The organism is Brotaphodocola sp. (assembly GCF_050873365.1).
GTDB lineage: Bacteria > Bacillota > Clostridia > Lachnospirales > Lachnospiraceae > Brotaphodocola.
Genome location: NZ_JBNMIQ010000011.1, coordinates 22,334 through 48,240, shown reverse-complemented (window position 1 = coordinate 48,240; position 25,907 = coordinate 22,334). Strand labels below are relative to the sequence as shown.

The 25,907-nt window shown below is 45.2% G+C and carries 21 protein-coding genes and 1 riboswitch; of the genes, 14 read left to right on the top strand and 7 right to left on the bottom strand.

Annotated features, from left to right (window positions below):
* The first annotated feature begins 116 nt into the window (after window positions 1-116).
* Window positions 117-1,064 (top strand): AEC family transporter, encoded by a 948-nt coding sequence (locus tag ACR0QT_RS07390; RefSeq protein WP_432630185.1) that lies wholly within the window; start codon window positions 117-119, stop codon window positions 1,062-1,064.
* A 233-nt stretch (window positions 1,065-1,297) separates the two neighbouring features.
* On the opposite strand, the gene ACR0QT_RS07385 is transcribed toward ACR0QT_RS07390, so the two are convergent.
* Window positions 1,298-1,810, bottom strand: coding sequence for a GNAT family N-acetyltransferase (locus ACR0QT_RS07385; RefSeq protein WP_432630220.1), 513 nt, complete (start codon window positions 1,808-1,810; stop codon window positions 1,298-1,300).
* Between the two features lie 178 nt (window positions 1,811-1,988).
* On the opposite strand from ACR0QT_RS07385, the gene ACR0QT_RS07380 reads away from it, so the two are divergent.
* The 8 genes from ACR0QT_RS07380 to ACR0QT_RS07345 all read left to right on the top strand — a co-directional run bounded on the left by ACR0QT_RS07380 (window position 1,989) and on the right by ACR0QT_RS07345 (window position 15,466).
* Window positions 1,989-2,177 carry a hypothetical protein gene (locus tag ACR0QT_RS07380; RefSeq protein WP_432630184.1) on the top strand — a complete coding sequence of 63 codons (189 nt, stop codon included), beginning with the start codon at window positions 1,989-1,991 and terminating at the stop codon, window positions 2,175-2,177.
* Complete coding sequence (gene thrH, locus ACR0QT_RS07375; RefSeq protein ID WP_432630183.1) at window positions 2,153-2,758, top strand: bifunctional phosphoserine phosphatase/homoserine phosphotransferase ThrH; 606 nt, start codon at window positions 2,153-2,155, stop codon at window positions 2,756-2,758. Before ACR0QT_RS07380 ends, thrH begins: the two co-directional genes overlap by 25 nt.
* 294 nt (window positions 2,759-3,052) lie before the next feature.
* On the top strand, window positions 3,053-3,763 hold the full coding sequence (locus ACR0QT_RS07370) for a LytR/AlgR family response regulator transcription factor (RefSeq protein WP_432630182.1): 711 nt from the start codon (window positions 3,053-3,055) through the stop codon (window positions 3,761-3,763).
* A complete protein-coding gene (locus ACR0QT_RS07365) occupies window positions 3,763-5,076 on the top strand; it encodes an ATP-binding protein (protein ID WP_432630181.1) in 1,314 nt (437 codons plus the stop codon). Before ACR0QT_RS07370 ends, ACR0QT_RS07365 begins: the two co-directional genes overlap by 1 nt.
* Before the next feature lie 317 nt (window positions 5,077-5,393).
* Window positions 5,394-8,687, top strand: coding sequence for a glycoside hydrolase family 3 C-terminal domain-containing protein (locus tag ACR0QT_RS07360; protein WP_432630180.1), 3,294 nt, complete (start codon window positions 5,394-5,396; stop codon window positions 8,685-8,687).
* A 44-nt stretch (window positions 8,688-8,731) separates the two neighbouring features.
* The gene (locus ACR0QT_RS07355; protein ID WP_432630179.1) at window positions 8,732-11,173 is read left to right on the top strand and encodes a glycoside hydrolase family 3 C-terminal domain-containing protein; all 2,442 of its coding nucleotides are present in this window, start codon (window positions 8,732-8,734) and stop codon (window positions 11,171-11,173) included.
* Window positions 11,166-11,672: a polysaccharide biosynthesis protein GtrA gene (locus tag ACR0QT_RS07350; protein WP_432630178.1), complete on the top strand. Its 507-nt coding sequence runs from the start codon at window positions 11,166-11,168 to the stop codon at window positions 11,670-11,672. The genes ACR0QT_RS07355 and ACR0QT_RS07350 overlap by 8 nt, the downstream gene beginning before the upstream one ends.
* A 171-nt stretch (window positions 11,673-11,843) precedes the next feature.
* Window positions 11,844-11,952: riboswitch (cyclic di-GMP riboswitch) on the top strand.
* 346 nt (window positions 11,953-12,298) lie between these two features.
* The gene (locus tag ACR0QT_RS07345) at window positions 12,299-15,466 is read left to right on the top strand and encodes a hybrid sensor histidine kinase/response regulator (RefSeq protein WP_432630177.1); all 3,168 of its coding nucleotides are present in this window, start codon (window positions 12,299-12,301) and stop codon (window positions 15,464-15,466) included.
* A gap of 144 nt (window positions 15,467-15,610) precedes the next feature.
* On the opposite strand, the gene ACR0QT_RS07340 is transcribed toward ACR0QT_RS07345, so the two are convergent.
* Window positions 15,611-16,987 carry an MATE family efflux transporter gene (locus ACR0QT_RS07340; RefSeq protein WP_432630176.1) on the bottom strand — a complete coding sequence of 459 codons (1,377 nt, stop codon included), beginning with the start codon at window positions 16,985-16,987 and terminating at the stop codon, window positions 15,611-15,613.
* Between the two features lie 175 nt (window positions 16,988-17,162).
* Between ACR0QT_RS07340 and ACR0QT_RS07335 the strand changes: the two genes are divergently transcribed.
* The 5 genes from ACR0QT_RS07335 (at window position 17,163) to galE (ending at window position 21,912) form a co-directional block, all read left to right on the top strand.
* On the top strand, window positions 17,163-18,050 hold the full coding sequence (locus ACR0QT_RS07335) for a LysR family transcriptional regulator (RefSeq protein WP_432630175.1): 888 nt from the start codon (window positions 17,163-17,165) through the stop codon (window positions 18,048-18,050).
* Window positions 18,051-18,492: 442 nt separating this feature from the next.
* Window positions 18,493-18,753, top strand: coding sequence for a Smr/MutS family protein (locus ACR0QT_RS07330; RefSeq protein ID WP_432630174.1), 261 nt, complete (start codon window positions 18,493-18,495; stop codon window positions 18,751-18,753).
* Window positions 18,754-18,781: 28 nt separating this feature from the next.
* Complete coding sequence (locus ACR0QT_RS07325) at window positions 18,782-19,804, top strand: FUSC family protein (RefSeq protein ID WP_432630173.1); 1,023 nt, start codon at window positions 18,782-18,784, stop codon at window positions 19,802-19,804.
* A gap of 136 nt (window positions 19,805-19,940) precedes the next feature.
* The gene (gene sigK, locus ACR0QT_RS07320) at window positions 19,941-20,582 is read left to right on the top strand and encodes an RNA polymerase sporulation sigma factor SigK (protein ID WP_432630172.1); all 642 of its coding nucleotides are present in this window, start codon (window positions 19,941-19,943) and stop codon (window positions 20,580-20,582) included.
* A gap of 307 nt (window positions 20,583-20,889) precedes the next feature.
* A complete protein-coding gene (gene galE / locus ACR0QT_RS07315; RefSeq protein WP_432630171.1) occupies window positions 20,890-21,912 on the top strand; it encodes a UDP-glucose 4-epimerase GalE in 1,023 nt (340 codons plus the stop codon).
* A 712-nt stretch (window positions 21,913-22,624) separates the two neighbouring features.
* Here the strand turns inward: galE and ACR0QT_RS07310 are convergent.
* From ACR0QT_RS07310 to ACR0QT_RS07290, 5 genes are all read right to left on the bottom strand, one after another.
* Entirely contained in the window at window positions 22,625-22,828 is a 204-nt protein-coding gene (locus ACR0QT_RS07310) for a helix-turn-helix domain-containing protein (protein ID WP_432630170.1), read from the bottom strand.
* Window positions 22,818-23,258, bottom strand: a complete 441-nt coding sequence (locus ACR0QT_RS07305; RefSeq protein ID WP_432630169.1) for an RNA polymerase sigma factor — start codon at window positions 23,256-23,258, stop codon at window positions 22,818-22,820. Before ACR0QT_RS07305 ends, ACR0QT_RS07310 begins: the two co-directional genes overlap by 11 nt.
* Before the next feature lie 268 nt (window positions 23,259-23,526).
* On the bottom strand, window positions 23,527-23,733 hold the full coding sequence (locus tag ACR0QT_RS07300; RefSeq protein WP_432630168.1) for a cysteine-rich KTR domain-containing protein: 207 nt from the start codon (window positions 23,731-23,733) through the stop codon (window positions 23,527-23,529).
* The gene (locus ACR0QT_RS07295) at window positions 23,711-24,757 is read right to left on the bottom strand and encodes a C45 family autoproteolytic acyltransferase/hydolase (RefSeq protein ID WP_432630167.1); all 1,047 of its coding nucleotides are present in this window, start codon (window positions 24,755-24,757) and stop codon (window positions 23,711-23,713) included. The genes ACR0QT_RS07300 and ACR0QT_RS07295 overlap by 23 nt, the downstream gene beginning before the upstream one ends.
* Window positions 24,745-25,626 carry an AraC family transcriptional regulator gene (locus ACR0QT_RS07290; RefSeq protein WP_432630166.1) on the bottom strand — a complete coding sequence of 294 codons (882 nt, stop codon included), beginning with the start codon at window positions 25,624-25,626 and terminating at the stop codon, window positions 24,745-24,747. Before ACR0QT_RS07290 ends, ACR0QT_RS07295 begins: the two co-directional genes overlap by 13 nt.
* Between the last annotated feature and the right edge of the window lie 281 nt (window positions 25,627-25,907).

Sequence of the window (25,907 nt, the reverse complement as noted above, 5' to 3'; positions counted from 1 at the left end):
GCAAAATAAAAAACGAAATTGTTGCAAATGTGCGAAACTTTGGCGATTGAATTCGGAATGTGGGATGGATTGATTGGTCAGAGTAATTTTTTGGGGAGTACCTGGGAGGAAGTATTATGGAAAATCTGATTTTTAGTTTGAACGCCACAATTCCCATCTTTTTGTTGATGGTTTTGGGTGTTTTTTTTCGGCGTATTGGGCTGATCAAGGGGGAGATGATTGGTGGGCTCAACCAGTTTGTGTTTAAGGCGGCTCTGCCGGTTCTGCTGTTTGGTGATCTTGCAGTGGAAGATTTTGCGTCCGTCTGGGACACACGCTTTGTCGTATTCTGTTTTGCCACAACGCTTTTGAGTATCGCAATTGTTTATCTGATCTCATTGATACTCAAAGATTCCTCGATTCGAGGAGAGTTTGTACAGGGATCGTATCGAAGCAGTGCAGCGATTCTCGGCATTGCGTTCATCAAAAATATTTATGGTACCTCAGGAATGGCACCGCTGATGATTGTCGGAAGTGTCCCACTCTACAATGTGATGGCGGTGGTCATTCTTTCATTCATGCGTCCGGGACAGAGCGGAACGAATGATCCGGCTCTGATCAAAAAGACTCTGCGCGGGATTGCGACAAATCCGATCATTATCGGTATCTTTCTCGGTGCACTCTGGTCGGTACTCAAGATCCCGATGCCCGCAATCATGCTAAAGACAGTCAACACGCTTGGTGGAATGGCAACCCCGCTTGGACTTATGGCGATGGGAGCCGGATTTGACTGGAAGGAAGCAAAGAGCGGAATGGGTCCGGCATTTCTTGGAACCTTCATGAAACTTTTCGGACTCTGCGCAATCTTCCTTCCCATCGCAGTCTTTTTCGGATTCCGAGAGGCAAAACTGATTGCGATTCTCGTCATGCTCGGCTCAAGTACGACTGTCAGCAGTTATGTCATGGCCCGCAATATGGGGCATGCCGGAGTTCTGACCTCAAGCATTGTCGCATTGACGACCTGTGGAAGTGCGTTTTCCCTGACATTCTGGTTATATTTATTAAAGACATTAGAGTTGATTTAAAATTTTTATGAAAATCTAGGATGGAATAAGGCAAGATAGTGATAAGGCTCCGACGGTGGGAAAGATTTTGCAAACCCGTGTGAGACGTCGGTGTTTAGGTCGCATATTTGCGACCTTATGCACCGCTACGTCGAACCCGGAGTGCGAACGTGTTTGCAGAACTTTCTCCACCAGAGGAGCTAACTGATTTAATACTTAAATATCGAAAAAATACATCAAGAAGATGAGACAACTCAAAACTTCAACCGCATCTGGTACCACACGACATTGCCATGTACGGACTCAGAGATTCCCTCATTTTCAAATCCAAATGAGGCGTAGTAAGAAATCAACTTATCTTTGCAGGTAAGCACAAGTCCTTTGCGTCCCTGCTCTTTTGCGTCGGAGATTGCCTGACGAAGCAATTCTCCGGCGTATCCTTTTTTACGGCGGGAAGGGATTGTGTTGACGCCGAAGATCATCTGCCAGTCGCCGGACTCATCGTGGAGTTCTGCGCGTTCATAGAGATCATCGGTTAAATCTGCCTGATTTGTGACCATCCCGTCAACAAAAGAGACGAGTTGTCCATTCTCAAACATCAGCCAGAAATGGTTGCCGTAAGCGCGGATCCGGCGCTCAAATTCTTCTTTTGAGGCTGCCTCGGCAGGTGGGAAACATTCAGCCTCCACCGCAGAGACGGCATTCAAATCATCAATCGAAGCGGTGCGAATGATTCGCCCATCATCCAGAAAACGTTCTTCTTTCATCATAAAATCTCCAATCGTTTCTTTTCTTTCGTTTTTTACTTTCTTAGTTATTTTAAAACGAATCGGCAAAACCATCAATCCCATTTTATTGGCATCAGTCCTATTTTATTGACACAAAAAGAGAAAACTGTGTTACTGTCTGTGAAATACATGATGGAACGCATGAAGAAACGCATGAATGGTAGCAGAACTGCAAAAAACACAAGAAAACATAAGAAAATACAAGAAAACGCAGGAAAATGAGGAAAAACAGGGTGGAAAAATCTGGCTTCCTGTGCTAAGATCATTAAAAACTAAGATACAGGCATTTTGTCAGGCGTTTGCCGGGAGGAGAGAAAAATCATGTACATTACTTGTTTGGATTTAGAGGGAGTTCTGGTACCGGAGATCTGGGTGGCATTTGCAGAGGCGAGCGGAATTCCGGAGTTGAAGCGCACCACGAGAGATGAGCCGGATTACGACAAACTGATGAAGTGGAGACTGGGAATCCTCAAGGAGCACGGTCTTGGACTCAAGGAGATTCAGGAGACGATCGCAAAGATTGACCCGATGCCGGGCGCAAGAGAGTTTCTTGATGAACTGCGTGAGATGGGACAGGTGATCATCATCAGCGATACGTTTACCCAGTTTGCAAAACCGCTGATGAAGAAGCTTGGCTGGCCGACAATTTTCTGTAACTCTCTTGAAGTCGCAGAGAATGGAGAGATCACCGGATTTAAGATGCGCATTGAAAACTCCAAGTATTCGACCGTGAAGGCACTCCAGTCGATCGGATTTGAGACGATCGCGAGCGGAGACAGCTACAACGATCTCGGCATGATCGAGGCAAGCAAGGCAGGATTTTTATTCCGAAGCACCGAGCAGATCAAGAAGGATCATCCGGAACTTCCGGCATATGAGACGTATGACGAACTCCTCTCTGCAATCCGCCGTGCCGTGAATGAGTAACGAATTGTTGTTGACGGAAACGGACTGAACGAACCGACCCTAAGTGTCAGAGAAAAACTTTGATGCTTGGAGGTCGGTTTTCTTTTTTCTGGAAAACGTAAGGCAGTTATGATAAGATAAGAGAAAGATGTGTGCAGGTACAAAAAGGGAAGCATTTCCAAAAAGAAAAATTTCCCAAAAGAAAAAGAGGAAAACGACTCCCGAAACATGGAAAAACATGGAAAAAATTAGAAATAAAAAACACAAAGATTAGAAATAAAAAAACTAGAAATTGAAAAATGGTGGAGAAGAGAAATGATCCGTATTGCGATAGTGGAAGATGAAGAACTCTATGTAAAACAAATGGTGGAATACATTCAGGAGTATCAGAAAGAGAGCAAACGTGAGATTTCGGTTCAACTGTTTTCTGATGGAGAGGATATCACAGAAAATTATCGTGGAAATTTTGATATTATCCTGATGGATATTCAGATGCGTTTTATGGATGGGATGACAGCAGCGGAAAAGATTCGAGAGATGGATTCAGAAGTTGTGATTATGTTTATTACAAACATGACGAACTATGCGATTCGTGGATATGCGGTAGATGCGTTGGATTATATTTTAAAACCGGTGACTTATTTTGCTTTCTCACAGAAACTTGATCGCGCAATCAGCCGGTTGAAAAAGCGGGAGAAACAGTGGATCTCGATTGTAGTTGCAGATGGAGTACAGAAGTTGGATGTCTCAGCGATCTATTATGTGGAGAGTGAAGGACATATGCTAATTTTTCACACAGAATACGGTTTATATCGGACGAGAGCCAAAATGCAGGATATGGAAGAAAAAATGGAACCATATGGCTTTTTTAGAAGCAATAAGGGATACCTCGTGAATATGCATCATGTAGATGGCGTAAAGAATGGTTGCTGTTTGATTCACGGGGAGGAGCTTTTGATCAGCCGGGCCAGAAAAAACAAATTTATGGAAGTGCTGACCAATTATATGAGTGAGGGTTTGTTGTAATGGAACAGGTTTATCAGGATATTCCAAGATTTTATACAGCATTATCAGAATGGGGAGTCTGTACCGTCTATTGTCTTCTTCTGAAAAAGAGGAAAGAGGGGAGAGCTTTTCTGATTTATGAGCTGGTATGGCTGATCCTGCAAGGTGCGGTTCTTGTTCTGACAGAGAGACTTCCCATGCTTTTTTGGCTTCCGTGTATGATTTTTGCGGTGGGAATGATGATTTTCTTTCTTTACACAATCTGCAAGATTTCCTGGAAGATGGCAGTGTATTGTGGGGTCAAAGCATTTTTGCTAGCAGAATTTACGGCCTCGTTGGAATGGCAGTTGGACTGCTATGTGCGCGGGATCGGAGTGACAGAACCCATCATTCAGATTTTCCTTTTATGTGCCATTTACGGAGCGGTGTTTTTGATTGCCTGGAAGCTGGAGAAAAAAGTGATTCAGGGTCAGTTTCCGCTTGAAATATCAAGGCAGGAACTGTGTTCCGCCGTTTTGATTGTGATGGCATCCTTTGCGTTCAGCAATTTAAGTTTTCTTTATCAGGATACACCGTTTAGCAGTCGGTTTGTGGCGGACATCTTTAATATCCGGACGCTGGTGGATTTGGGAGGAGTGGCTATTTTATATGCTTACCAGAGCCGGATTTATGAGTTGAATGCAGAACGGGAAATTGCGTCGATTAACACGATGCTGAAGAGTCAGTATGATCATTACCGCCATTACCAGGAGAGCATTGATCTGATCAACATGAAATATCATGATTTGAAACATCAGATTGCGGGGCTTCGCGCAGAACAGGATTCCGAAAAGCGGACACAGTGGTTGAACGCGATGGAGGAGGAGCTGAAATGGAATCAGGCGGATATCCAGACAGGCAATCATGTGCTGGATACGGTTTTGACAGGAAAGATGATGTACTGTCAGGCGCACAATATGAATCTGACTTGTGTGGCAGATGGGGAACTCTTGAATTTTCTTCATGTGACGGACATCTGCACGATTTTTGGAAATGCCTTAGACAATGCGATCGAGAGTCTGATGATGGTCGAAGATCCACAGAAACGTTTGATTCATGTGCAGATTACGGCGAAAAAGAGCTTCCTTTTTATTCAGGTGGAAAATTATTGTGACAGAGAATTGAAGTTGGTGGATGGATATCCGGAGACGACAAAGGCGGACAAGGAAAATCATGGGATTGGATTGAAAAGCATCCGACATTCCGTGGAAAAATATGGTGGAAATGTTTCGTTTGCGGTCAATAAAAACTGGTTTGAACTTCGGATTTTGATTCCGAGACCGACAGAGGAATAAGGGCAGAGACAGAGAGAAAAAACAGAGAGCAAAACTTGGAAATGTAGAGGGAAGGCGCAGGAAAATAGCTGTGTCGTCTCTCTTTTTTCATATGATAGAAATTGCGTCCTATCATACAAAAAATGCTCCGCAAGGGTGGAAAGCACCAGTGGCGCTTGTTATGCACCGACCGCAGTGGAACGAAGAAGCGCACTCGGCGCAGGGGGCAGATGCTGTTTGTGCCAGAAAATGACCGTTTGTGCCAAATCAGGCACAAAAAGGGCAAAGATGCTATAATGCAGATACGAAAAAACTTAAAAAATTGGAGGGAACGTGAGATGAAGAAAAAGAAAAACAATCGCAAGTACATAACAATTTCCATGTCGATTGCCTCTCTTCTTCTGGTATTCAGCATGGTCGTGACAGGGGTGATGCAGTATTGGAGCACGGTCATGGATGCGGTATTTGGAAATGGACATGTCATTGTGTCCTCGAAGGCAGGAACCGAGAACTGGGATAGCGATTATTACGGTTTGAATCAGCCGGGAATGACAAAGGAGGAGACAGCAAAAGCTGGCGCTGAGGTGGCAAGAAGGGCAGAGGCAGAAGGAATTGTCCTTCTGAAAAACCAGAATCACGCTCTTCCGTTGACGAAGAACGAGGAAGCACTGTCGGCGAAGAATCAAATGACCGTAAATGCGATGGGCTGGTCGTTTTATTATCCGAGTGTAGGTGGATCTGGTTCTGGAGCAGTGGGATCGAATGATCTCGTGAAACCGAAGGAGGCACTTGCACAGGCAAATATTCAGATCAATGAGGGAATGGAATCCTATTATCTGAACTGGTCGAACGAGCATTATAGAGACTGGATGGTACTCAAAGAAAACGGATACTACACCGATGAGGATAAAAATGAAGAACCTGCCCGCCCGACGGTGAGCAAAACCTATGTGGCAGCCTGGGATGTCCCGGAGTTAAATGCAGAGGAGATTGAGGAGGCAAGCCAGAATTCACAGGCGAGTCAAAATGAAGTTCAGATTGTGTGGATTGGACGCGGAGGCGGAGAATATCATGATCTTCCAACGGTTATGACAAAGGAAGATGGAAGTGTGAACCGTTACGGAATAAATGCAGAGAAACATTATCTGGAACTTACCGATGAAGAGAAAGCGGTTCTTGACAAGGCAAAAGAACTCCGCGGAGAAAATGGAAAGGTGATTGTGATCATCAACTCCAATAACACGATGGAACTTGGAACCCTTCAGGATGACGAAAAAGTGGACGCAATTTTGTTTGTGGGCGGTCCTGGTAAATCCGGTTTTTATGCGATTGGAGATGTGTTAAACGGTACGGTTTGTCCTTCTGGACGTTTGGCAGATACCTATGCAGTAGATCTTTTAAAAGATCCGGCAATGCAGAATTTTGGAGATCCAGCATATTACAATGCAGATGCACCGTTCTCCTGTGAATACGATACGAAGATTGCCTATACGGCAACAGATGGATCACAGAAAGAACGCCCGATCATGTTTGTGGGATATGAGGAGGGTATCTATGTTGGCTATCGATTTTATGAAACGGCAGCGGATATGGGATATTTTTCCGCTGACCAGATGCCGGAAGGTGTGACCGATCCGTATTACAATCGAGAGAATGGAGTTGTATATCCGTTTGGCTATGGTCTTTCCTACACCACATTCTCACAGAATATCGTCCGTGCAGATTATAAGGATCGCCAGTTTGTGTTTGAGGTGGAGGTTGAAAATACCGGAGACACGGCAGGAAAAGATGTTGTAGAACTTTATGTGGAGACACCGTACATTTCGGGCGGAATCGAGAAGGCGAAAGTTGTTCTGTGTGGGTTTGACAAGACGGAGACGTTGAAACCGGGAGAAAAGCAGATGGTCACGATTGCCGTGGACGAGGAAGATTTAGCTTCCTATGACGATCAGAATGAGCGTTGCTATGTGTTAGATAAGGGAGATTACTCGTTCTATCTTGGCACTGTGGAAGAGACGGTTTACGGCTCTCATGCGTGGGCTTATGCAGAGGTAAAAGATTCTGAGGAGTTGGAAGTGGCAGAGGATGTCAGTGCCATCGTCTTCAGAGCAGAGAACGGAATCGACAAGACCCGAATTTATAAAGAAGGTCAGGATGGACCGCGTGACAGCGAGCGATACGCTCACAACGCAGACGGAACGGATTACACGGTAGCCGAGAATGCGTTTGACCGGGAGATGACCGGAAATAACTTAAAAGTTGCCAATGGCGATAAGACTATGAATCGTGCCGCAGGTTTTGCGGAATCGTTCCCGACAAGACCGACAGAAGAAGACTGTGTAATGCCACAGGAGCTGAAAGAAATTCTCGATCAGAATAATTACAGTACGAAGAAAGACATTGCGACCCACGATGAGGATGTGGAGATGCCGGTGACCGGCGCAAAGGCAGGAATATCCCTGATTGATCTTCGCGCAAAAGATTTTGAAGATCCGCTGTGGGAGACCTATATCAGTCAGTGGACTCCATCCGAGATGGCATTGCTCCTTGGAAAAGCAGGATTTCAGACGGAGGCATTTACGCAGTATGGAAAACCAACCACACTTGACAATGATGGTCCGCAGGCATTCCGCCATCAGGCGTTAGGAGAAGAGAATGAGAAGATTGACACCTATTACATGTCAGCATTTCCGTGTGAGGCATTGCTTGCATGTACATGGAATGTCGATCTGATGGAAGAGATTGGAGAGGCAGTCGGAAAAGAAGGAATGGTCAATGACATGACCGGATGGTATGCTCCGGGACTGGATACACACCGAACTCCGTTTGGAGGAAGAAACTTTGAGTATTTCTCAGAGGATGGTTTCCTTGCCGGAAAATTGTGTGCAAAGGAAGTGGCAGGAGCTGGAAAATATGGAGTCTTTGCGTATATCAAACATTTTGCGATGAACGATCAGGAGGCATTCTGTCGTTCCTGGTGCTGTGGAACGCATATGCATGAATCTCTGGATCGATACAAGAATCCGGAGTGGCTGTTGATGACGTGGGCAACGGAGCAGACCGTGAGAGAGATTTATTTGAAACCGTTTGAAATTGCAATCAAGGAAGCAGTCGGTGATCTTAATTATCTGGATCAGGATGGAAATCGTCAGGTAAAGAAGGATTTCCGCATGGCAACGGGTGTGATGACAGCATTTAACTGTGTGGGAAATACCTGGTCTGGCGCAAACCACGCACTGTTACAGACAGTTCTGAGAGACGAGTGGGGCTTCCATGGTACAGCGCTGACGGATTATGCACTTCATGACTTTATGTACCCGGATCAGATGATCCGAAATGGAGGTACCGCATGCTTACAGTCTAACAGAAAGAATTTTGTTGATCAGGACAATCCGAGTGCGACTACGGTAACGTATTTGCAGAAAGCGACAAAAGAAATGTGTTATATGGTAGCAAATTCCAATGCGATGAATCAGATTGCACCGGGAGCTGAGATCACTTATACGCTGGCTCCATGGGAGAAGGGATGCTATGCAGGAATCGCAGGGGCGAGTGCATTTTTCCTGCTGATGCTCGCAAGCTGTATCTGGCGAGTGCGTGATAAGAAGCGAAATCCGGAAAACTATCTGTAAGTCCAGATGGGGATACAGAGGTAACGTAGAAAAGGGAGGCAGAAATGAAGGAAAAGCAGTTGAAGTATGAGAAGATCGTGCGGAACATGACGCTGGAAGAAAAGGCCTCCCTGATGTCTGGAAAGAATTTTTGGGAGACGGTGAATATTGACCGTCTGGGGATTCCGTCCATTACACTTGCGGATGGTCCTCATGGAATTCGCAGACAGGCAGGGAATGCGGATCATCTGGGTTTAAATCCCAGTCTCCGGGCGACCTGTTATCCGACCGCATCTGCGATGGCAAACAGTTGGGACCCGAAGCTCGGGGAAGAAGTGGGGCATCATCTTGGAATTGAGGCGAGGAGTCAGGGGGTTCACATTCTTTTAGGTCCTGGTCTGAATATGAAGCGAAGTCCTCTGTGTGGAAGAAATTTTGAATATTTTTCCGAAGACCCGTATCTCGCTGGAAAAATGGCTTCTGCCTATATCCGGGGAATTCAGGAAGAGGGCGTTGCCTCATGTCCGAAACATTTTGCAGTGAACAGTCAGGAACTGCGGAGAATGTCAACAAATTCCGTTGTGGACGAGCGGACTTTGAGGGAGATTTATCTGACCGGTTTTGAGATTGCAGTCAAAGAGGGGAAACCGAAGACCCTGATGAGTGCCTACAACATGGTAAACGGTGTTTATGCGAATGAGAATGAGCACTTGTTGAAAGAAATTTTGACCGAAGAGTGGGGATTTCAGGGAGTTGTGGTATCGGATTGGGGTGGAAGCAATGATCATGTAGCGGGAGTGATTGCGGGAAGCCATCTGGAAATGCCGAGTACTGGGATGGATGGAATCCTGGAGATCACAACGGCGGTGAATGAGGGAAGATTGTCAGAGCAAGTGTTGGATCAACGGGTGGATGAACTCCTGGATCTGATTTTTACGACAGATCGGGCAGAAAAGGAAAAAGGAAAAAATCCGTTTGATAAGATGGCGCATCACAGGATGGCGGAACAGGTGGCGGAAAACTGCATCGTTCTTCTGAAAAATGAAGAACAGCTCCTCCCGTTAAAGCAGGGAACACAGGTGGCGGTAGTTGGCGACTTCGCAAAAGATCCAAGATACCAGGGAGCCGGGTCGAGTATGGTAAATCCGACGAGACTCGATCATACGCTGGATCTGATCGGGCAGAGTGGATTGGACTGTTTGGGCTATGCGCAGGGATTTCACCGGAATGGAGAGCCGGATGAGAAACTGGTAGAAGAAGCGGTAAAACTGGCACAGAATGCAGAAGTGGTTCTTGTGTATATGGGACTTTCAGAACAGAAGGAGTCCGAGGGCATGGATCGCAAAGAGATGAGTCTGCCAAAAAACCAGATTGAATTGTTGCGGGCAATCTCAGCGGTAAATGATAAGGTTGTGGTGATTTTATCCGCCGGTTCGGTGGTGGAGATGTCCTGGGATGTGGAAGCTAAGGCGATTGTGCATGGATATCTTGCAGGTCAGGCCGGGGCGAATGCGATCTTGAACGTTTTAACTGGTAGAGTATGTCCGAGTGGAAGACTCAGTGAGACGTATCCGATTTGCTATGAGGACACACCTGCGTATCACTACTATCCGGGAAAAGAGAGAAACTGCGAGTATCGGGAAGGGTTATACATCGGTTATCGCTATTATGATACCGTGGGGATACCGGTAAAATATCCATTTGGATATGGATTGAGTTACACGACATTTGCCTATAAAAATCTGAGAGTATCGAGGGAGCGTGTCTGTCTCGAGGTGACGAACACGGGAAACGTGGATGGCGCAGAAGTGGTTCAGATTTATGTTGCAAAACCAGACAGCCGGGTATACAGACCGAAGAAGGAATTAAAGGGATTTCAGAAAATCTTTTTGAGAGCGGGAGAATCGGCGAAGGTGGAGATCCCTCTCGATGATAAGGCATTTCGTTATTTTAATGGAAAAACAAATCGCTGGGAAGTAGAAGCGGGAATGTATACGATTATGGCGGGATCGAATGTGCAGGAGATTCATCTTGAGGAGGAGATCTTCGTAGAAGGTTCTCCGGTTCCGCGAAAAGAGGAGACGAAACTCCCGTCATACTGGTCAGGACAGATTCAAGATGTCTCGGACGAAGAATTTGAGAGATTGCTTGGACATCCGATTCCGGATGGAAGCTGGAAGCACGGAGAGGATCTGGGGATGAATGATACGATCTGTCAGATGCAGGGAGCAAAAAGTTTTCTGGCGCGGATGGTCTTTCGGGTTCTGGATGCGATGAAGAAAAAAAGTGACAAGAGTCGGGAACCCAACTTGAATCTTTTGTTTATCTATCATATGCCGTTTCGTGGGATCGCAAAAATGTGTGCGGGAGTCGTCAGTATGGACATGGTTCGCGCTCTGTTAGAACTGGTAAATGGGCGATATGTTTCAGGAGTGTCCCATCTTTTCACGGCATACTGCAAAAATCAGAGACTTAAGCGTGGGGCAAGGAGGAAGCAAAGTGGCTGAATCAATCAGAGAATGGAAGAGAAAGAATCCAGATCTGTATGAGTTTATTTTATTCAATCTCATGAGTAATGTCGCGACGATTGTAAATTTTGTGGTTCTGGCAATTGCATCTGGATATCTGTTTCGAGGGCTGTCAGAGATCCCGGTTCACTGGTTCATCTTTGATTATCCGGTGAAGGAGAGCGGAGACGGAGGACTCTGCGGATTTTTGGGATTTGTTTTGGCATATGTCTGTGCGCAGATTGTGAATTTTTTTGTGCAGAGAAAAGTGGTATTTGGTGTGGATGGAGAGATCGGGAAAAAAGTGTGGTGGTATATCCTCACAGTTACCGTTGCAGGAATTATTTCCGTCTGGCTTCCGCCTCATGTAATGAAATACACCGAACGTTTTGTGGGAGGAATGTTTGCGACTTATCTTGCGAACGGAGTCAATATTCTTGTTCAGGTGGCAATCAACTACCCGATGATGAAGTTTGTGATTATGCGAAAAGAAGCATAGCGCATCGTGTATCGAAAAGATAGCGAATTTCTTATTTCTTAATATTTTTACGTTTTATAATTGTACGAAATCAAGCGCAAGAGAATTCCTTTACTTGACATGGGGAAATCGAGAGAATATAATAAAGCTGATTTCATGTTCAGAGAAGGAACATGATTGCCGAAGGAAAAATAATATATTTAGTAAACTCGCCGAAAGACGGGGACACAAAGCCAAATGGGTCTAAGGTTTCAGGAATTACGTTCAAAATTCCGCAGGACTATGACAGCCGGTTGCATCAGTGATCTGATCTTTTTGCGGAGATTTTTGCTTATTGCATACCGTCTGTGGAAGTTGTATTTTCACAGACGGTTTTTTCGTATATCCCATGTCCCACCGTTTTTGGAATGAGGATTTATTAGATTTATTGAGGACGTTTCACCTGATGGAAAGATAACTTTGTATCACAAAAGTAGAATGATGAGAATGGGCAGGAACTATCCGAACGGATATGGTTGATGCCTGTTTTGTCATGGAAGAAAAAGAGAAACATGTTGAGTACAGAGTCGAAGGAAAAACTCGGGGGGGGGTATTAAACCGCAAGGGTTTCGCGTTTGACGGAAAAAATTAAGAAAGTAGAGTTTTGCATGAGAAATGAGACACTGAAGAAAAAGATAGAAATTCTGGAACATTCACTTGCTGAGAGTGCAGGCGCGTATTACAGCGTGAATCTGACGAGGGATCTTGTCCCGGGATATATGTATCAGGTGATTGATGGAACGGAATATTGCCTGAATGAGCAGATGGGATTGCCGGAGAATGCCCGTTTCAGCGATGTGGTTGCGTTCTGGGGAGAGAAGCTGTCGGAAGATCAGAAGACGGCTTATTTTGATTTTCTATCGATTCCGAATCTTCTGCATCGTTTTGAGAAAGGGGAAACGCACGTCTTCCATAAATACTGGACAAAGTCTGCTGTTTTTGAGCCGATGCTTGCAGAACAGCACATCGTCATGTTTATGGATGAGGAGACAGGGGATGTGCTTGCGATCACCTATGTTCTCGATCTGACACAGAAATTCAGAGAAGAGAAGGCAAAAAAGACGTTGGAAGAAAAACAGCAGAAACTGGAACTTGCCCTGAAGGAAGCCGAACAGGCAAGGAAATATCGGTCGCTCCAGGAGGTGCTCGGGACGGTCGATGACGTTCTCGACAACTTGAAGCTGTTTGACAATGTTGCCAGCATGGAGGAACTCAACCAGATCATGCCACGTCTCCTCGCTTCTCTAGGTTCTTATTCGATGTCAGATCGTGCGTATCTCTTCACCTGGACTTCCGATGATCGGAATGCTCTTCGCATGACACATGAGTGGTGTGCAGACGGAGTCCGTCACACGATGCCAGAGATGCAAAATTTAAGATTGGCGGATATGCCGAACTGGACGCCAAAGCTGACCGGTGGGGAAGCGATTGTCTCGATGAACTGGGAAGATCAAAAGAAGACGATGCCCGAGGAATATGCGTTGTTTGAGGGGCAGGATCTGCATGCAGTTATCATGATCCCGATTTTGGTGAGGGGAGAGTTAAATGGTTGTATCGGATTTGACAATCCGGAGCGCAACCGATCGGAGCTATCTCTGAGACTTTTAACCTCAATCGGTGGTCATATCGGAGGATTGAAAGAAAATCTGACAATAATGGAAAAGCTGGAGCAGAAACAGCAGTCTTTAGAGAACAGTCTTCGGGAACTGAATAAGGAAAAGAAGATTCTTGATGTGCTGAGCATCGATTACACTTCGGTTTATTATTGCGATCTCATGGAGGATACCATGATTGCACTGAAACAGGGATGTGACACGAATGCGGCGGTTGCAGATCAGAAGATCACAGTGGGACGTCAGTCATTTTCTTTCCGGATTCAGTATTACTTCGATCACTTTGTCGTCAAAGAGTCGGCACCGGATTTCGTGGAAAAACTGAGTGCAGAGTATCTGATGGAGTATCTCAAGACGAACAAGCGATTTGCGTACCGTTTCCGCACCTATCCGAATCCGGCAGGGCAGGAGTTCTTTGAGGTTCAGATTGCGCGCCTTCAGGACACCGACGGATTCAAGGTCATCATGGGCTACCGCTACATTGACGATATCATTGCCGAGCAGGAAAAACAGAAGATTCGGCTTGAGAAGGCGCTTGCCGATGCGACGATCAACAGCGAGATCATCAACTCGATCAGCAAGCTCTACTGGCTGATCTATCGGATTGATGTGGTTCGCGGGACGTATGAGGAGATCTCAGCGGGAGAAGATATGCACCGCCTTACCGGTAGATGTGGAAGTGCAGAGGAGATCTTGAGGGAGGCACGCGAGAGCGTTGTCGCTCCGGAGCATCAGGAGATGATGAAAGAGTTTCTCGATGTCTCCACGTTGCAGGAACGCCTTCGCGACACCGAGAGTGTCGCAGTTGAGTATCATGCGATCATGGGTTCGTGGCATCTCGCCCGTTTTATCGTGAAAAAGCGCGACCGGGATGGGCAGGTGACGAATGTCCTCTATGTGGTTCGCCAGATCGACGCGGAGAAGCAGAAAGAAGCCGAGTACAAGCAGAAGCTCATGGAGACTGCGGAGGATGCCCGCCGTGCCAACATGGCAAAGACGGATTTCCTGCGCCGGATGAGTCACGACATTCGCACGCCGATCAATGGAATTCTTGGAATGATTGCGATTGCCGATCACTATTCGGACGATGTGGTGACGCTGAGGCGGTGCAGAGACAAGGTGAAGGAAGCGGTTGGATTTCTGCTTGATCTTGTCAACAATGTCTTGGATATGAATAAGCTCGAGTCCGGTTCGATTACTCTTGAACACAAGCCGTTTAATCTGTTTCAGATTTTGAGAGAGATCAGCAGTATTGCGGAGATGAACGGCGAGGCGAGAAACTTGACGATCTCGTTCCAGCATGAGAAGACGAAACATTTTCATCTGATCGGAAGTCCTCTCCATCTCAAGCAGATCTTGCAGAATGTCGCAGGAAATGCAGTTAAATATAACAAAGACGGCGGAACGATCCAGTTTTCTACGGAGGAGATTTCCTGTGAAAATGGACGAGGCATCTATCGCTTTACCTGTTCGGACAGTGGACGGGGAATGAGTCCGGACTATATTCAGCACGCATTTGAACCGTTTTCTCAGGAGGAGGACAATGCGAGAACGTCTTATATGGGAACGGGACTGGGACTCACGATCACAAAACAGCTTGTCGAGATGATGGGCGGAACGATCGAGGTGGAGAGCAAACTTGGTGTCGGCACTGTCTGCACGCTCACGATACCGATGGAGATTGATTACGGATATAAGGAAAGTGCAGAAGTCAGGAAAGAAGCACCGGATCAGATGCTTGAGGGTGTAAAAGTTCTTCTCGCGGAGGACAATGAGCTGAATATGGAGATCGCAAAGTTCATTCTCGAGGATGCAGGAATTGAGGTGACGATGGCAAAGAACGGAAAAGAGGCAGTCGATCTCTTTGCCTCTTCCGATGAGGATGGTTTTGATTTGATTCTCATGGACATCATGATGCCGGTGATGGACGGACTCACGGCGACAAAGCTGATTCGAGAGATGAACAGATCGGATGCAAAGACAATTCCGATTTTTGCGATGACGGCGAATGCGTTCACTGACGATATTGTACTCAGCAAACATGCGGGCATGAATGAGCATTTATCAAAACCTCTGAATGTAGAACTGCTGATGAGTACAATCCGGCAATATGTGGAAGCAAAAAATGAGGACAGAAAGAATAAAGAGACAAAGCGACTGTAAAACAGCGAGAAAACGATAAGAAAACAATAATAGGGCAATAATAAGGTGATAATAAGAAAATAACTAAGGCAATAAATAAGAAAACAGGGCGAGATGGATGAAGCACTCGCCCTGTTTTCTTATTTATACTTGATTTATTTTGTCTTACTTTGCCTGTTTTGCCTGAAAACGGTGTGCCGGATGACAGATCAGAAGCGCAGTCAGGATCAGTACAGCTGTGATCGAGAGGCTGAGCGGATATGCCATCAGGAGCGTGTGAAACGTCTTGTTTTTCGGAAAAGCAAAGTAGACCCAGGCGAGTCTCGTTCCACAGACACCGATCGTCGTCAGAAGTGCGGGGATAAAGGAAATTCCAAAACCGCGCAGATATCCGGACATGACTTCATAGAGCATGCTGAAGATGTATGCGGTGAAAATCAGGAGCAGACGGGTGTAGCCAAGCTCAATGACCTGAGGATCGCTGTTGAAGAGCGAGAGCAGGAATTTTCCACTGCTGAGGACGAGGATAATCGCACTGACTGACGCGATGGAGTTCTCGATCAGAGACAGGATCAGGGTGCGCTCACACCGCTTGATCTGTCCGGCACCATAGTTTTGACCGACAAAGGTGGTGCATGCCTGACTGAAGGCATTGAAAACGTAGTAGACGAGAATTTCAATGTTGTAGGCGGCACTTGAAGCGGCGATGACGACGGTTCCAAGGCTGTTGATTGCAGACTGGATCACGACGTTTGCAATATTGAAGACCGCAGTCTGGATTCCGGCAGGCAGTCCGATCTGAAAAATTTTAATCAGAGACTCTCCGTGAATGTGCAGTTTGTTGATATGAACCTGAATCCACTTCTCGGTGTGTGTGAGCCGATAAAACAGGATCAGGGAGCTGACAGCGTTGGAGATCACGGTCGCGATTGCAACGCCGTTTACGGTCATCTTGAGACCGACAACGAAAATCAAGTTGAGCACGACATTTAAAATGCCGGAGAAGGCGAGAGCCTGAAGCGGGATTCTGGTGTCTCCGATGCTTCGAAAGATCGCCGCCTCAAAGTTGTAGAGGAAGATGACCGGCAATCCGAGCAGATAGATGCGGATGTACAGGAGTGCGTAGGGAAAAACCGCATCGGGAACATGGAGAAGCGTCAGCATGGATCCGATGCAGAGTTCTCCGATCAGGGCGACGAGGAGTCCGCCGAGAAGGGAAAAAACGATCGATGTGTGGACAGCCCGTTCCACTGCTTTTTTGTCATTACGCCCGATCGCATTTGCGATGACGACGTTTGTTCCAAGAGAGAGACCGATGAACAGGTTCAGAATTACGCCGATAACCGGGGCATTTGCGCCGACGGCAGCGATTGCGACGGTTCGGTCTGTGGTCGCAAAATTTCCGACAATGGCAAGGTCGGAGGCATTAAAAAGCTGTTCTAAGATTCCGGTCATTGCGACAGGGAGCGCGTACTGCGGGAGTTTACTCCAGATCGGTCCGTTCAGCATGTCGAGCTTTTTTGCCTTTGTATTCACTTTCATACCAGAAAACCTCCTTCTGTATTGGAAATATAAAAAATCTGTTTTTATCGATGGTTATCGATTTGTGATCGTGAACATTATACATTTGAAAAATCATAATATCAAATACCTATTGTGTATGATAAAATATAGCTAAAAGGAATGATAAGAACGATATGGGGAGGGGAAGAAAAGGATGGAAGTTCGACAACTGCGTTATTTTCTCGCTGTGGCGAGGGAGGAGAATATCACGCGGGCAGCGGAGCGCCTGCACATGGCTCAGCCATCTCTGTCGAAACAGATCATGGATTTGGAGCGAGATCTTGGAAAACAGCTTCTGATTCGCGGAAAGCGAAAGATCGTGCTGACGGAAGATGGAATTTTGCTTCGCAAGCGTGCAGAGGAGATTGTAGAACTTGTGGAAAAGACAGAGCGTGAGATTCGCTCGGATTCCACGGAGATTGTTGGGGAGATTCAGATTGGTGGAGGGATGTCGGAGACCGTGTTGCGTGTTGCTTCTGAATTCAGGCAGATCTATCCGGGCGTGCGGTTTTATTTTTATAGCGGGGATGCCGTGGATGTCTCAGAGAGATTGGATCATGGAACTTTGGATTTTGCGGTGATGCTCAGACCAATCGACAATGTGAAGTATGATTTTCTTGCACTTCCCGATTCGTCTGAGTGGGGGATTCTGATGAAAAAGGACGATCCGCTGGCACGGCAGAGTGCGGTGACGAGAGAGGAGATCCGGCGACTTCCGCTGGTGGCACATCGGAGAGCTGGATTGCAGAATGAGATTGCACACTGGGCGGGGACGGATCCGGAACATTTGCAGATCGTCGCGACCTACAATGTGCTTCACGGAAGTCCGGTTGCGCTTGTAGAACAGGGAATGGGATACTTTGTGACGACGAGAAATTTGCTCGATCCGGTGCTCGATCCGAACGTACATTTTCTGCCGTTAGAGCCAGAGCTTTCCACAAAGACGGCGCTTGTCTGGAAGAAACATGCGGTGTTCAGCAAGGCGGAAGAGAAATTCTACGAGAAGATCAAAGCCTACGAAAGAGCTTCTGAAAATGAGTAGAGAATCAGCAAATAGAGAATGAACGAATGGAGAATGAACGAATAGAGAATGAGAACGTGCTTTGGCGCATGGCACATTCTCATTCTTATCAGAAAAAACGGAGTGACCTAGGGGGAGGGTGCTTCGTAACTCACATTGACCTCGCTCCACTGTATCCAGATGGAAGTTCTTGCACCGCCGTTTGAGATAAAAGAGCGAATCTCGCACATCGACCAGAGTTTTGTGATGGGATTTTGTTGTCGAATTTTCATTATACATTATGCGGGTGGGTGGAAGATTGACGCAGAAGAATAAAAATGGGTGAGGGGAAACAAAGATTCAAGTCTTTGCAAGCGTTGACTTGAAAAAATAAGGTAGATAAATGAGCGTGTATGCGTTAAAATAGATTTCAAAAACTTATCTGATGAAGAAAACATAAGAAAAAAACAGAGTAGGAGAACTTATGAGACAGGAACCATACATCGATGCGGATCTGCATGGAATGACAGCGGATCAGGCGATCGAGAGAATTACTTCGCTGATTAAGCGGGCGAATGGAAGTACTTATCGGATTCGGATTGTTCACGGATATAACCGGGGAAATGCGATCCAGAGAGCGATTTACCGGGAACTTGGACACGGGCAGAATCCCAAGGTTCTTCGAGTTACGGGTGGGGAGAACCCCGGAATCACGGAGCTGGTTCTCAGGGAATATTCGATTTAAGGTTAAAGTTAAGGAGAGACAACAAAGGATGACATTTTATCAGGAATTACAATTGAATTCTGCCGGTTCCAAACGACTGATCAAAAACACCGCAGATAAGAAAGAAAAAATACGTCACATTTTGATTTATAATTTCAAAGTGTATTTGGTGATGGCGTTTTGTGTGGCAGTGGTGAGTGCATACAGTAAGTTGACGGGCAGTGAGAACAGTGTAGTCGGCGTCACGGTTCTGCTGTCCGTACTTGTGTTGCGTCAGGCAGATTTTGGAATCAAAACGACTCATGGAATTTTTTCCATTGCAGGAATTTTTGGCATTTTGATGGCGGGACCGCGTCTGGCTCATATGGTTTCTCCGGTCCTCGCATTTGTGATCAACGTTATCTGCATATTTCTGTTGATGATACTGGGGTGTCACAATGTGATTATGCATAATCATTCCACCTTTGTTCTTGGATACCTGCTTCTTTTGGGATATCCGGTGACGGGGCAGGCATATCTCTTGAGAGTCGAAGGGCTTGCGGTTGGAATGATTCTCTGTATGATTATTTTTTATAAGAATCAGAGAAAGCGTCCGTACCGGAGGACATTTTTAGATCTTTTCAGAGAGTTTGATCTGAAATCCGCGCGTGGCAGATGGTACATCAGACTGACACTGACTGTCTCCAGCGCGATGCTTTTTATGAATCTCTTGGGATTGCCGAGAGCAATGTGGGCAGGAATTGCCTGTATGTCTGTGTGCCTTCCATTTCCGAAGGATTGTATCACAAGAGCCAGAGACAGATGGATATTTAATGTTGTCGGTTGTCTCTTGTTTATCGGTTTGTACCTGTTGCTTCCAAAGTCGATGCACCCCTATATCGGGATGATTGGCGGAATCGGAGTGGGATATTCTGCGGGATATGCATGGCAGACTGCGTTCAATACATTTGGAGCTTTGTCAATCGCAGCGGGATTATTCGGATTGCCGATGGCAGTGTTGCTTCGTATCGGAGCGAATGCGTTCGGAGCTCTTTACACGTTGAGCGGCAATAAAGTGGTACAGCAAATATAAGACTGGACCAACATAAATAAAACCGGACAAACATAAGAACATAAAAATAAACCGCAAATTCGGAAAAGCCGAAGATGCACTGGAAAAGCCACCGAAGCATACATTATCATGAGTAAGCTTCAGGGTGGCTTTTTCTGTGCAGACATTTCCAAAGCCTTTGACACCTGAAGAAGAACGTGCCTGCCTGAAACGCTTGAGAGAGGGAGATCGGGAGGCACGCAATATCCTGATTGAACGAAATTTGAGACTCGTGGCTCATGTGGTCAAAAAATATCAGAGTACAGACTATGAGACGGAGGATCTTCTGTCGGTGGGGACGATCGGTCTGATCAAGGCGGTGAACACGTTTCATCCGGAGCGGGGCTCGAAGCTGGCGACATACTCGGCAAAATGTATTGAGAACGAGATTCTCATGCTCCTGCGTGCAGGAAAGAAGTACAGCCGGGAGGTCTCGCTGTTTGAGCCGATTGGTCTCGACAAAGATGGGGAGGCAATCGCGCTTGTGGACGTGGTGCAGGCGGAAAACAAGGATTTTCTGGAAGAGATCATTCTCGATCAGGATGTCAGGGAACTATACGAAGCATTTGAGACCTGCTTGAGCGAGCAGGAGAAGACGGTCATCAGCATGCGATATGGTCTTTTGGGAAAACGGGCGTGGACGCAGAGGGAGATCGCAAAACACTTGGGGATTTCCCGTTCTTATGTCTCAAGAATCGAGAAGAAGGCGGTGCTGAAAATGCGGGCATTTCTGTGCGCAGAAAAATTTTCTGCCAGATGAAATCAGATGAAATTATATGAAAACAGGTAAAAACGGAGAGCGGAGAAAAATTTATAGAAGAGATAGAAGCGATGGAAGATTCTGAGACAGACGAAAATTAGATTGATTTGTAAAGCGAGGGGGAAGGGATTCCTCCTCAAATTTTTGGAAAAATAAAAAGAAGATAGAAAAACTTCGATAAAAGTTGAACGAATTCAGAAGAAAATATCATTGTTTTTCCCGGACTCTCCATTTATAATAAAAAATAAAGTTATTATTAATCTCATGAAATCTCAGGATTTTTGAGAACAGCAAAGAGGAGGACATTATGGCTACTATTTTGGTAACAGGCGGAGCCGGATATATTGGAAGTCATACCTGTGTGGAACTGTTGAACGCAGGCTACGAGGTGGTAGTGGTTGACAACCTGTGCAATTCCTGCAAGGAGTCATTAAAGCGTGTGGAGGAGATTACCGGAAAGCCGGTAACATTCTATGAGGCAGATCTTCTGGACGAGCCGGCACTTGAGCACATCTTCCAGAATGAGAAGATTGATGCAGTCATTCATTTTGCAGGTCTGAAGGCAGTTGGTGAGTCTGTATACAAGCCATTGGAGTATTATCACAACAACATCACCGGAACTCTGATTCTGTGTGATGTGATGCGCCGTCATGGAGTGAAGAACATCGTGTTCAGTTCTTCCGCAACCGTATACGGAGATCCGGCATTCATCCCGATCACCGAGGAGTGCCCAAAGGGTGAGATCACGAATCCTTACGGACGCACGAAGGGTATGCTTGAGCAGATTCTGACCGATCTTCACACCGCAGATCCGGAGTGGAAGGTTATGCTTCTTCGTTACTTCAACCCGATCGGTGCACACAAGTCCGGTCGTATCGGTGAGAACCCGAAGGGAATTCCGAACAACCTGCTTCCGTATGTAACCCAGGTTGCAGTAGGAAAGCTCGAGTGCCTCGGAGTATTCGGAAACGACTACAACACCCCGGATGGCACCTGTGTTCGTGACTACATCCATGTAGTAGACCTTGCAGATGGTCATGTGAAGGCTCTCGATAAGATGAGCAAGGAGCAGGGCGGTGTCTGGATCTACAACCTCGGAACCGGTGTTGGATACAGCGTTCTCGATGTGATTCATGCATTCGAGGAGGCAAACAACCTCAAAATCAACTATGTCTTCAAGGATCGTCGTGCAGGAGATGTTCCGGCATGCTACTGTGATCCGAGCAAGGCAGCTCGTGAGCTTGGCTGGAAGGCAAAGAACGGAATCAAGGAGATGTGTGAGGATTCCTGGCGTTGGCAGAAGAACAACCCGAACGGTTACGAAGAGTAAGAGATAAGAATCGGGAATCTGAGACGAAGCAGAATGAAAACAGAAAATTAAAAAAGAAACTGCAAGAAAAAGAAACGGGGGACAGCCATTTGTTAAACGCCGATAAGGAAGTATTGAAAACAAACCAACTTAACGGCTGACAAACAGGGTGCAAACAAGAACAGAGAGTTAATCACTTTCAACGGTGGTTGGCTCTCTGTTTTTGTTACGCAGTAGAACGCCATTTTTAAGGATATGAGTATAAAACCATTACCCCCGTACTTAACGCGCCTTAAAAGCCTTACAAATCAAGAGGAAAATACCCTCTATTGCGTAACACACTACCCCGAAAAACAAATTCACAAGGTGATTTATCGGGTGAGCTTTGAATACAGTAGTAACTCCCGGTGTTGGGTTATCCGATATTGGATTTTCCGACGTCGGAAAATCCAACGTAAATAAATAAAGATATACAAAGTAAAGATATATCAATTACGGATTAAATCAATTCCATTCCTTTCCGTTCTGTCAAGCCCGTTTGAAGTTATGTTTTCGGAATGGAAGCGAAAGGAAACGGTACAAAATCATTTTCCACATTTCATCATAGGTAGAGAGCGTAAGCGTTTTATCCGATTACGCTCTCTTGACTACCCAACAGCAAGGACGAAAACAGCAGTCAAGGGCGCGAAGCGCAAAGTTTACCCTTGATGGCTGTTTTTGGCTTTGCTACTCATTATCGGTCAAACTGAAACTGTAAGATAGCTTTCATAAGCTGTGCTTTCAATCGGTCTTGAATATCATCATTGATACCTCCTTGATAGTTGGACAAATATTTTATGTGTCCTGTGTAATGCCGCAATACTGTGTCTATCGCGTCCGGCTCTCCGGCGACAGCTTTTTCAATGACTTCAAAAGATACCAGTTTTCTATTCCTCATGTTTTGTTTTCTCCCATTCTTTTTTTAACTGCTTCAATGCTGCTAATTTCCAGTAGTTAGCGGTGCTTCTGCTGCGTCCATACTCATTTCCGATTTTTGTATCAGTGTAGCCAAGGAAAAAGTACATCAGCAAGACAACGCGCCTTTGTTCCGGCAATCGGGATAATGCAATGGCTAACCGTTCGTTTACAATAATAATTTCATGACTTTGTACGATAAAGACAGTCGGCTTATCGTACTGTTCAAAATAAATATCCATTGTAAATGGTTCAAAAGATGTTTCAGACATCAGGTAGTTAAGCGATACTTCCCGTTTTTGTTTCCTTTTCATATCGCGGTATGCGTTGATTGCCGCATTGCGCAGTACGGTTTTGCAAAAGGCATTGAACGTATATTCAATATGCTCTTTGAATTGTTCAGAATATCTCATATTCATTCACCCCCTTTCTTCCCAGTCGGGGGCTACTACAACAAACGCCCATGTAACAAAAAAGCTACATGAGCGTTTGAATGATATGAGATATAAGAGCATACGCAAGGAACTGACAGTGCATATTTATGGACGAAATATGCCGTTGTATCGGTTAGGATTTTTTTGACGAATTGGATAGTCCTACGATAACAGTAAATGGCATAATAATACCTCCGTCCAAAAGAAAAGAGCCAATAGCCGCTATATTTCAAGCGTGCTATCGGCTCTACGTCTGTGCGTCTGGCTCTCTGATAACTGATATATGAAATTGTTGTAGGTTAATAAGCGTTTCTTGTTTGCATTTCGGGCAATATAGAGGGAAGTTAATTAAAACAGTGTCTGTTCGGACTTTGTTGCGTGTTTTGCCTTTACATACAGGGCATGTTATCCATTGATATATTTCCAAAGTCCTATTTTCCTTGCACAATGTCATGTAATCTGCTGTCTACAAGAAATTTCTTTTTCCGCGGATCACCCTCTGCGCGATATATTATCAGACTTTCCAAATCAAATACAGAACTCCAGACCGTTTCAAAATCCGGCTCATCATCATATTGACATATAAACCCATAAGCCCCTTTTAAGAGCTGTTCTGTCGCTTCAATGAGATTTCCGTTTATGTGGGCATGGAAACTATCCATAACGGTATGATAACGTTTAGTGGCATGATAATCGTCACCATTTGCGGCGTCATGTAGCTTCATTTCATCAGAAGTAAAGTTGTTTACAGTACACACGATTTTACCGCCGTCCACATTTTCAGCTTCCCGTATCCTCTTTGTGAATGGTGTACATTCAATTACAACCATTTTTCCGCTTTTATCTGCGATAAGAATATTACAATTTGAAGCTATCGGTAATTCCATAAGCATCGAGATTGCGTTGTCTGTACTATCTGCTTTTTCAAGCAAATACCTCACGATAAAACACGAATTAAAGCCTGCCCGTATTTTTTCCAGACTGGTCATAACAAAAGTCATTGCGACAGCCAGCCCATGCTCATTCAGCCCCTCCTCGCCGTTGATGAAAGAAGAAGTTGTTATGTTAAATTTGTTTCCATTTGACGGGGAATAGATTTCGCTTTTACTTCCGCTTTTCAAATACGGGGGCAAATCATTGTTACGTCCATAAATGACTTTTCCGTCTTTGGAATAAGCAAAAGCAGTACACCCCCTAATTTCGACAGGGATATTATCTTCCAGATTATACATACAACAGCCCATACATAAAAGCCATGAAGCAAAGGTTATATAGTCCACGCCTATGGTATCGCTGATACCCCGTATTTCTTCGCATACTTCTGGAAAATAACCTTTTAATATCCGTTCACTTTCTCTTCCGTATTTCATCTGAAAGTCGTCAAGATGCAGTGGAAAGGTTATGTTGCATTTTTGAAAAATCTTTCCTCTCTTAACGCCCATTTGATAATGTTCGCCCTTTAATCTCAAATGGTACATTTTTTACCCTCCTTGTCCTTATTTATAGCTATCCATACTTCGGAGTGTCCACTTATAGGCGTTTCCTCACAGACAGGATATACCTCTATATCTGGAAGTTCTGCGTATTCATAGCCCGAAAAAGGCAACCACTCTGTATAAAATCTTTTGAAAACACTCTGCACATTCTCTTTGAAAAAACCATTATTTTCAAAGACAACCCATGTAGCCGCAGGAATTTCAAATTCAAACATATCGGGTGGTACGGGTGCGTCTGTGGCAACTGCGATATAATAAAATATTCTTTGCGGACTTTCATATACGCTAACACCTAATATCCCTTTGGGGGATTGATTAGACAAAACACATATTTCTGAAAACAAATTGCTGCTTAAAACAGACTTCCAAAATTCTGGAATAATCCTATAATTTTCTTCCATGTCTGTGGATAATGGAATACGAACCCCCACCATACGCATGGGATATTTCTCTGCAATGTGATATGCCATAGCATTTCCTCCTGTGATTTGAACTGAAAAACGAATTGCAGGGTATGCGTTTAACGTGCTTCCCAGATTGCGCGCGGCAGTCGGGGTGATATTGTGAACACTTTGAAATGCCCGGTTAAATGAAGTCGGGGAAGTATATCCATACTTCAAGGCAATATCAATCACTTTCGCATTTGTCCGCTGCAATTCAAACGCCGCTTGTGTCATTCTTCTGCGGCGGATATATTCTGACAACGAAATCCCCGACACATAAGAGAAAAGACGTTGAAAATAAAAAGGTGAACAACAGGCGATCTGCGCAGCTTCGTCATACGATATGTCATTGTCCAGATTATGCTCTATGTAGTCTATGGCTGTACTTAATTTTTTTAACCATTCCATTCGTGTGCCTCCTTTATACAATCATATACTTTCAAAACTTATTTTTCCGCGCTTTTCATGCGCTCTTTTGTAAACTCATAGATAGTGTAAATGAATAAAAAATTTGTTGCAAACTTTCTTTCCACTTTTGGCATTTCAGAAATTTTCCCGTATTAAGAAGTGAGAAAAACTCTTTGAAAAATTTTCGTTTAACCTTTGTCAAAATCGCCTTGTGTGGTGTTGTAGGTAGTGAAAGAAAAATGAGGGTTTGGGAAACTTCCCAACAAGCAAAATGCGACGCA

What these genes read in the sequence shown, in the direction of transcription:
- ACR0QT_RS07390 (WP_432630185.1), top strand. Translation starts at nt 117, where the DNA reads ATGGAAAATCTGATTTTTAGTTTGAACGCCACAATTCCCATCTTTTTG.
- ACR0QT_RS07385 (WP_432630220.1), bottom strand. Translation starts at nt 1,810, where the DNA reads ATGAAAGAAGAACGTTTTCTGGATGATGGGCGAATCATTCGCACCGCT.
- ACR0QT_RS07380 (WP_432630184.1), top strand. Translation starts at nt 1,989, where the DNA reads ATGGTAGCAGAACTGCAAAAAACACAAGAAAACATAAGAAAATACAAG.
- thrH (WP_432630183.1), top strand. Translation starts at nt 2,153, where the DNA reads ATGTACATTACTTGTTTGGATTTAGAGGGAGTTCTGGTACCGGAGATC.
- ACR0QT_RS07370 (WP_432630182.1), top strand. Translation starts at nt 3,053, where the DNA reads ATGATCCGTATTGCGATAGTGGAAGATGAAGAACTCTATGTAAAACAA.
- ACR0QT_RS07365 (WP_432630181.1), top strand. Translation starts at nt 3,763, where the DNA reads ATGGAACAGGTTTATCAGGATATTCCAAGATTTTATACAGCATTATCA.
- ACR0QT_RS07360 (WP_432630180.1), top strand. Translation starts at nt 5,394, where the DNA reads ATGAAGAAAAAGAAAAACAATCGCAAGTACATAACAATTTCCATGTCG.
- ACR0QT_RS07355 (WP_432630179.1), top strand. Translation starts at nt 8,732, where the DNA reads ATGAAGGAAAAGCAGTTGAAGTATGAGAAGATCGTGCGGAACATGACG.
- ACR0QT_RS07345 (WP_432630177.1), top strand. Translation starts at nt 12,299, where the DNA reads ATGAGAAATGAGACACTGAAGAAAAAGATAGAAATTCTGGAACATTCA.
- ACR0QT_RS07340 (WP_432630176.1), bottom strand. Translation starts at nt 16,987, where the DNA reads ATGAAAGTGAATACAAAGGCAAAAAAGCTCGACATGCTGAACGGACCG.
- ACR0QT_RS07335 (WP_432630175.1), top strand. Translation starts at nt 17,163, where the DNA reads ATGGAAGTTCGACAACTGCGTTATTTTCTCGCTGTGGCGAGGGAGGAG.
- ACR0QT_RS07330 (WP_432630174.1), top strand. Translation starts at nt 18,493, where the DNA reads ATGAGACAGGAACCATACATCGATGCGGATCTGCATGGAATGACAGCG.
- ACR0QT_RS07325 (WP_432630173.1), top strand. Translation starts at nt 18,782, where the DNA reads ATGACATTTTATCAGGAATTACAATTGAATTCTGCCGGTTCCAAACGA.
- galE (WP_432630171.1), top strand. Translation starts at nt 20,890, where the DNA reads ATGGCTACTATTTTGGTAACAGGCGGAGCCGGATATATTGGAAGTCAT.
- ACR0QT_RS07310 (WP_432630170.1), bottom strand. Translation starts at nt 22,828, where the DNA reads ATGAGGAATAGAAAACTGGTATCTTTTGAAGTCATTGAAAAAGCTGTC.
- ACR0QT_RS07305 (WP_432630169.1), bottom strand. Translation starts at nt 23,258, where the DNA reads ATGAGATATTCTGAACAATTCAAAGAGCATATTGAATATACGTTCAAT.
- ACR0QT_RS07300 (WP_432630168.1), bottom strand. Translation starts at nt 23,733, where the DNA reads ATGACATTGTGCAAGGAAAATAGGACTTTGGAAATATATCAATGGATA.
- ACR0QT_RS07295 (WP_432630167.1), bottom strand. Translation starts at nt 24,757, where the DNA reads ATGTACCATTTGAGATTAAAGGGCGAACATTATCAAATGGGCGTTAAG.
- ACR0QT_RS07290 (WP_432630166.1), bottom strand. Translation starts at nt 25,626, where the DNA reads ATGGAATGGTTAAAAAAATTAAGTACAGCCATAGACTACATAGAGCAT.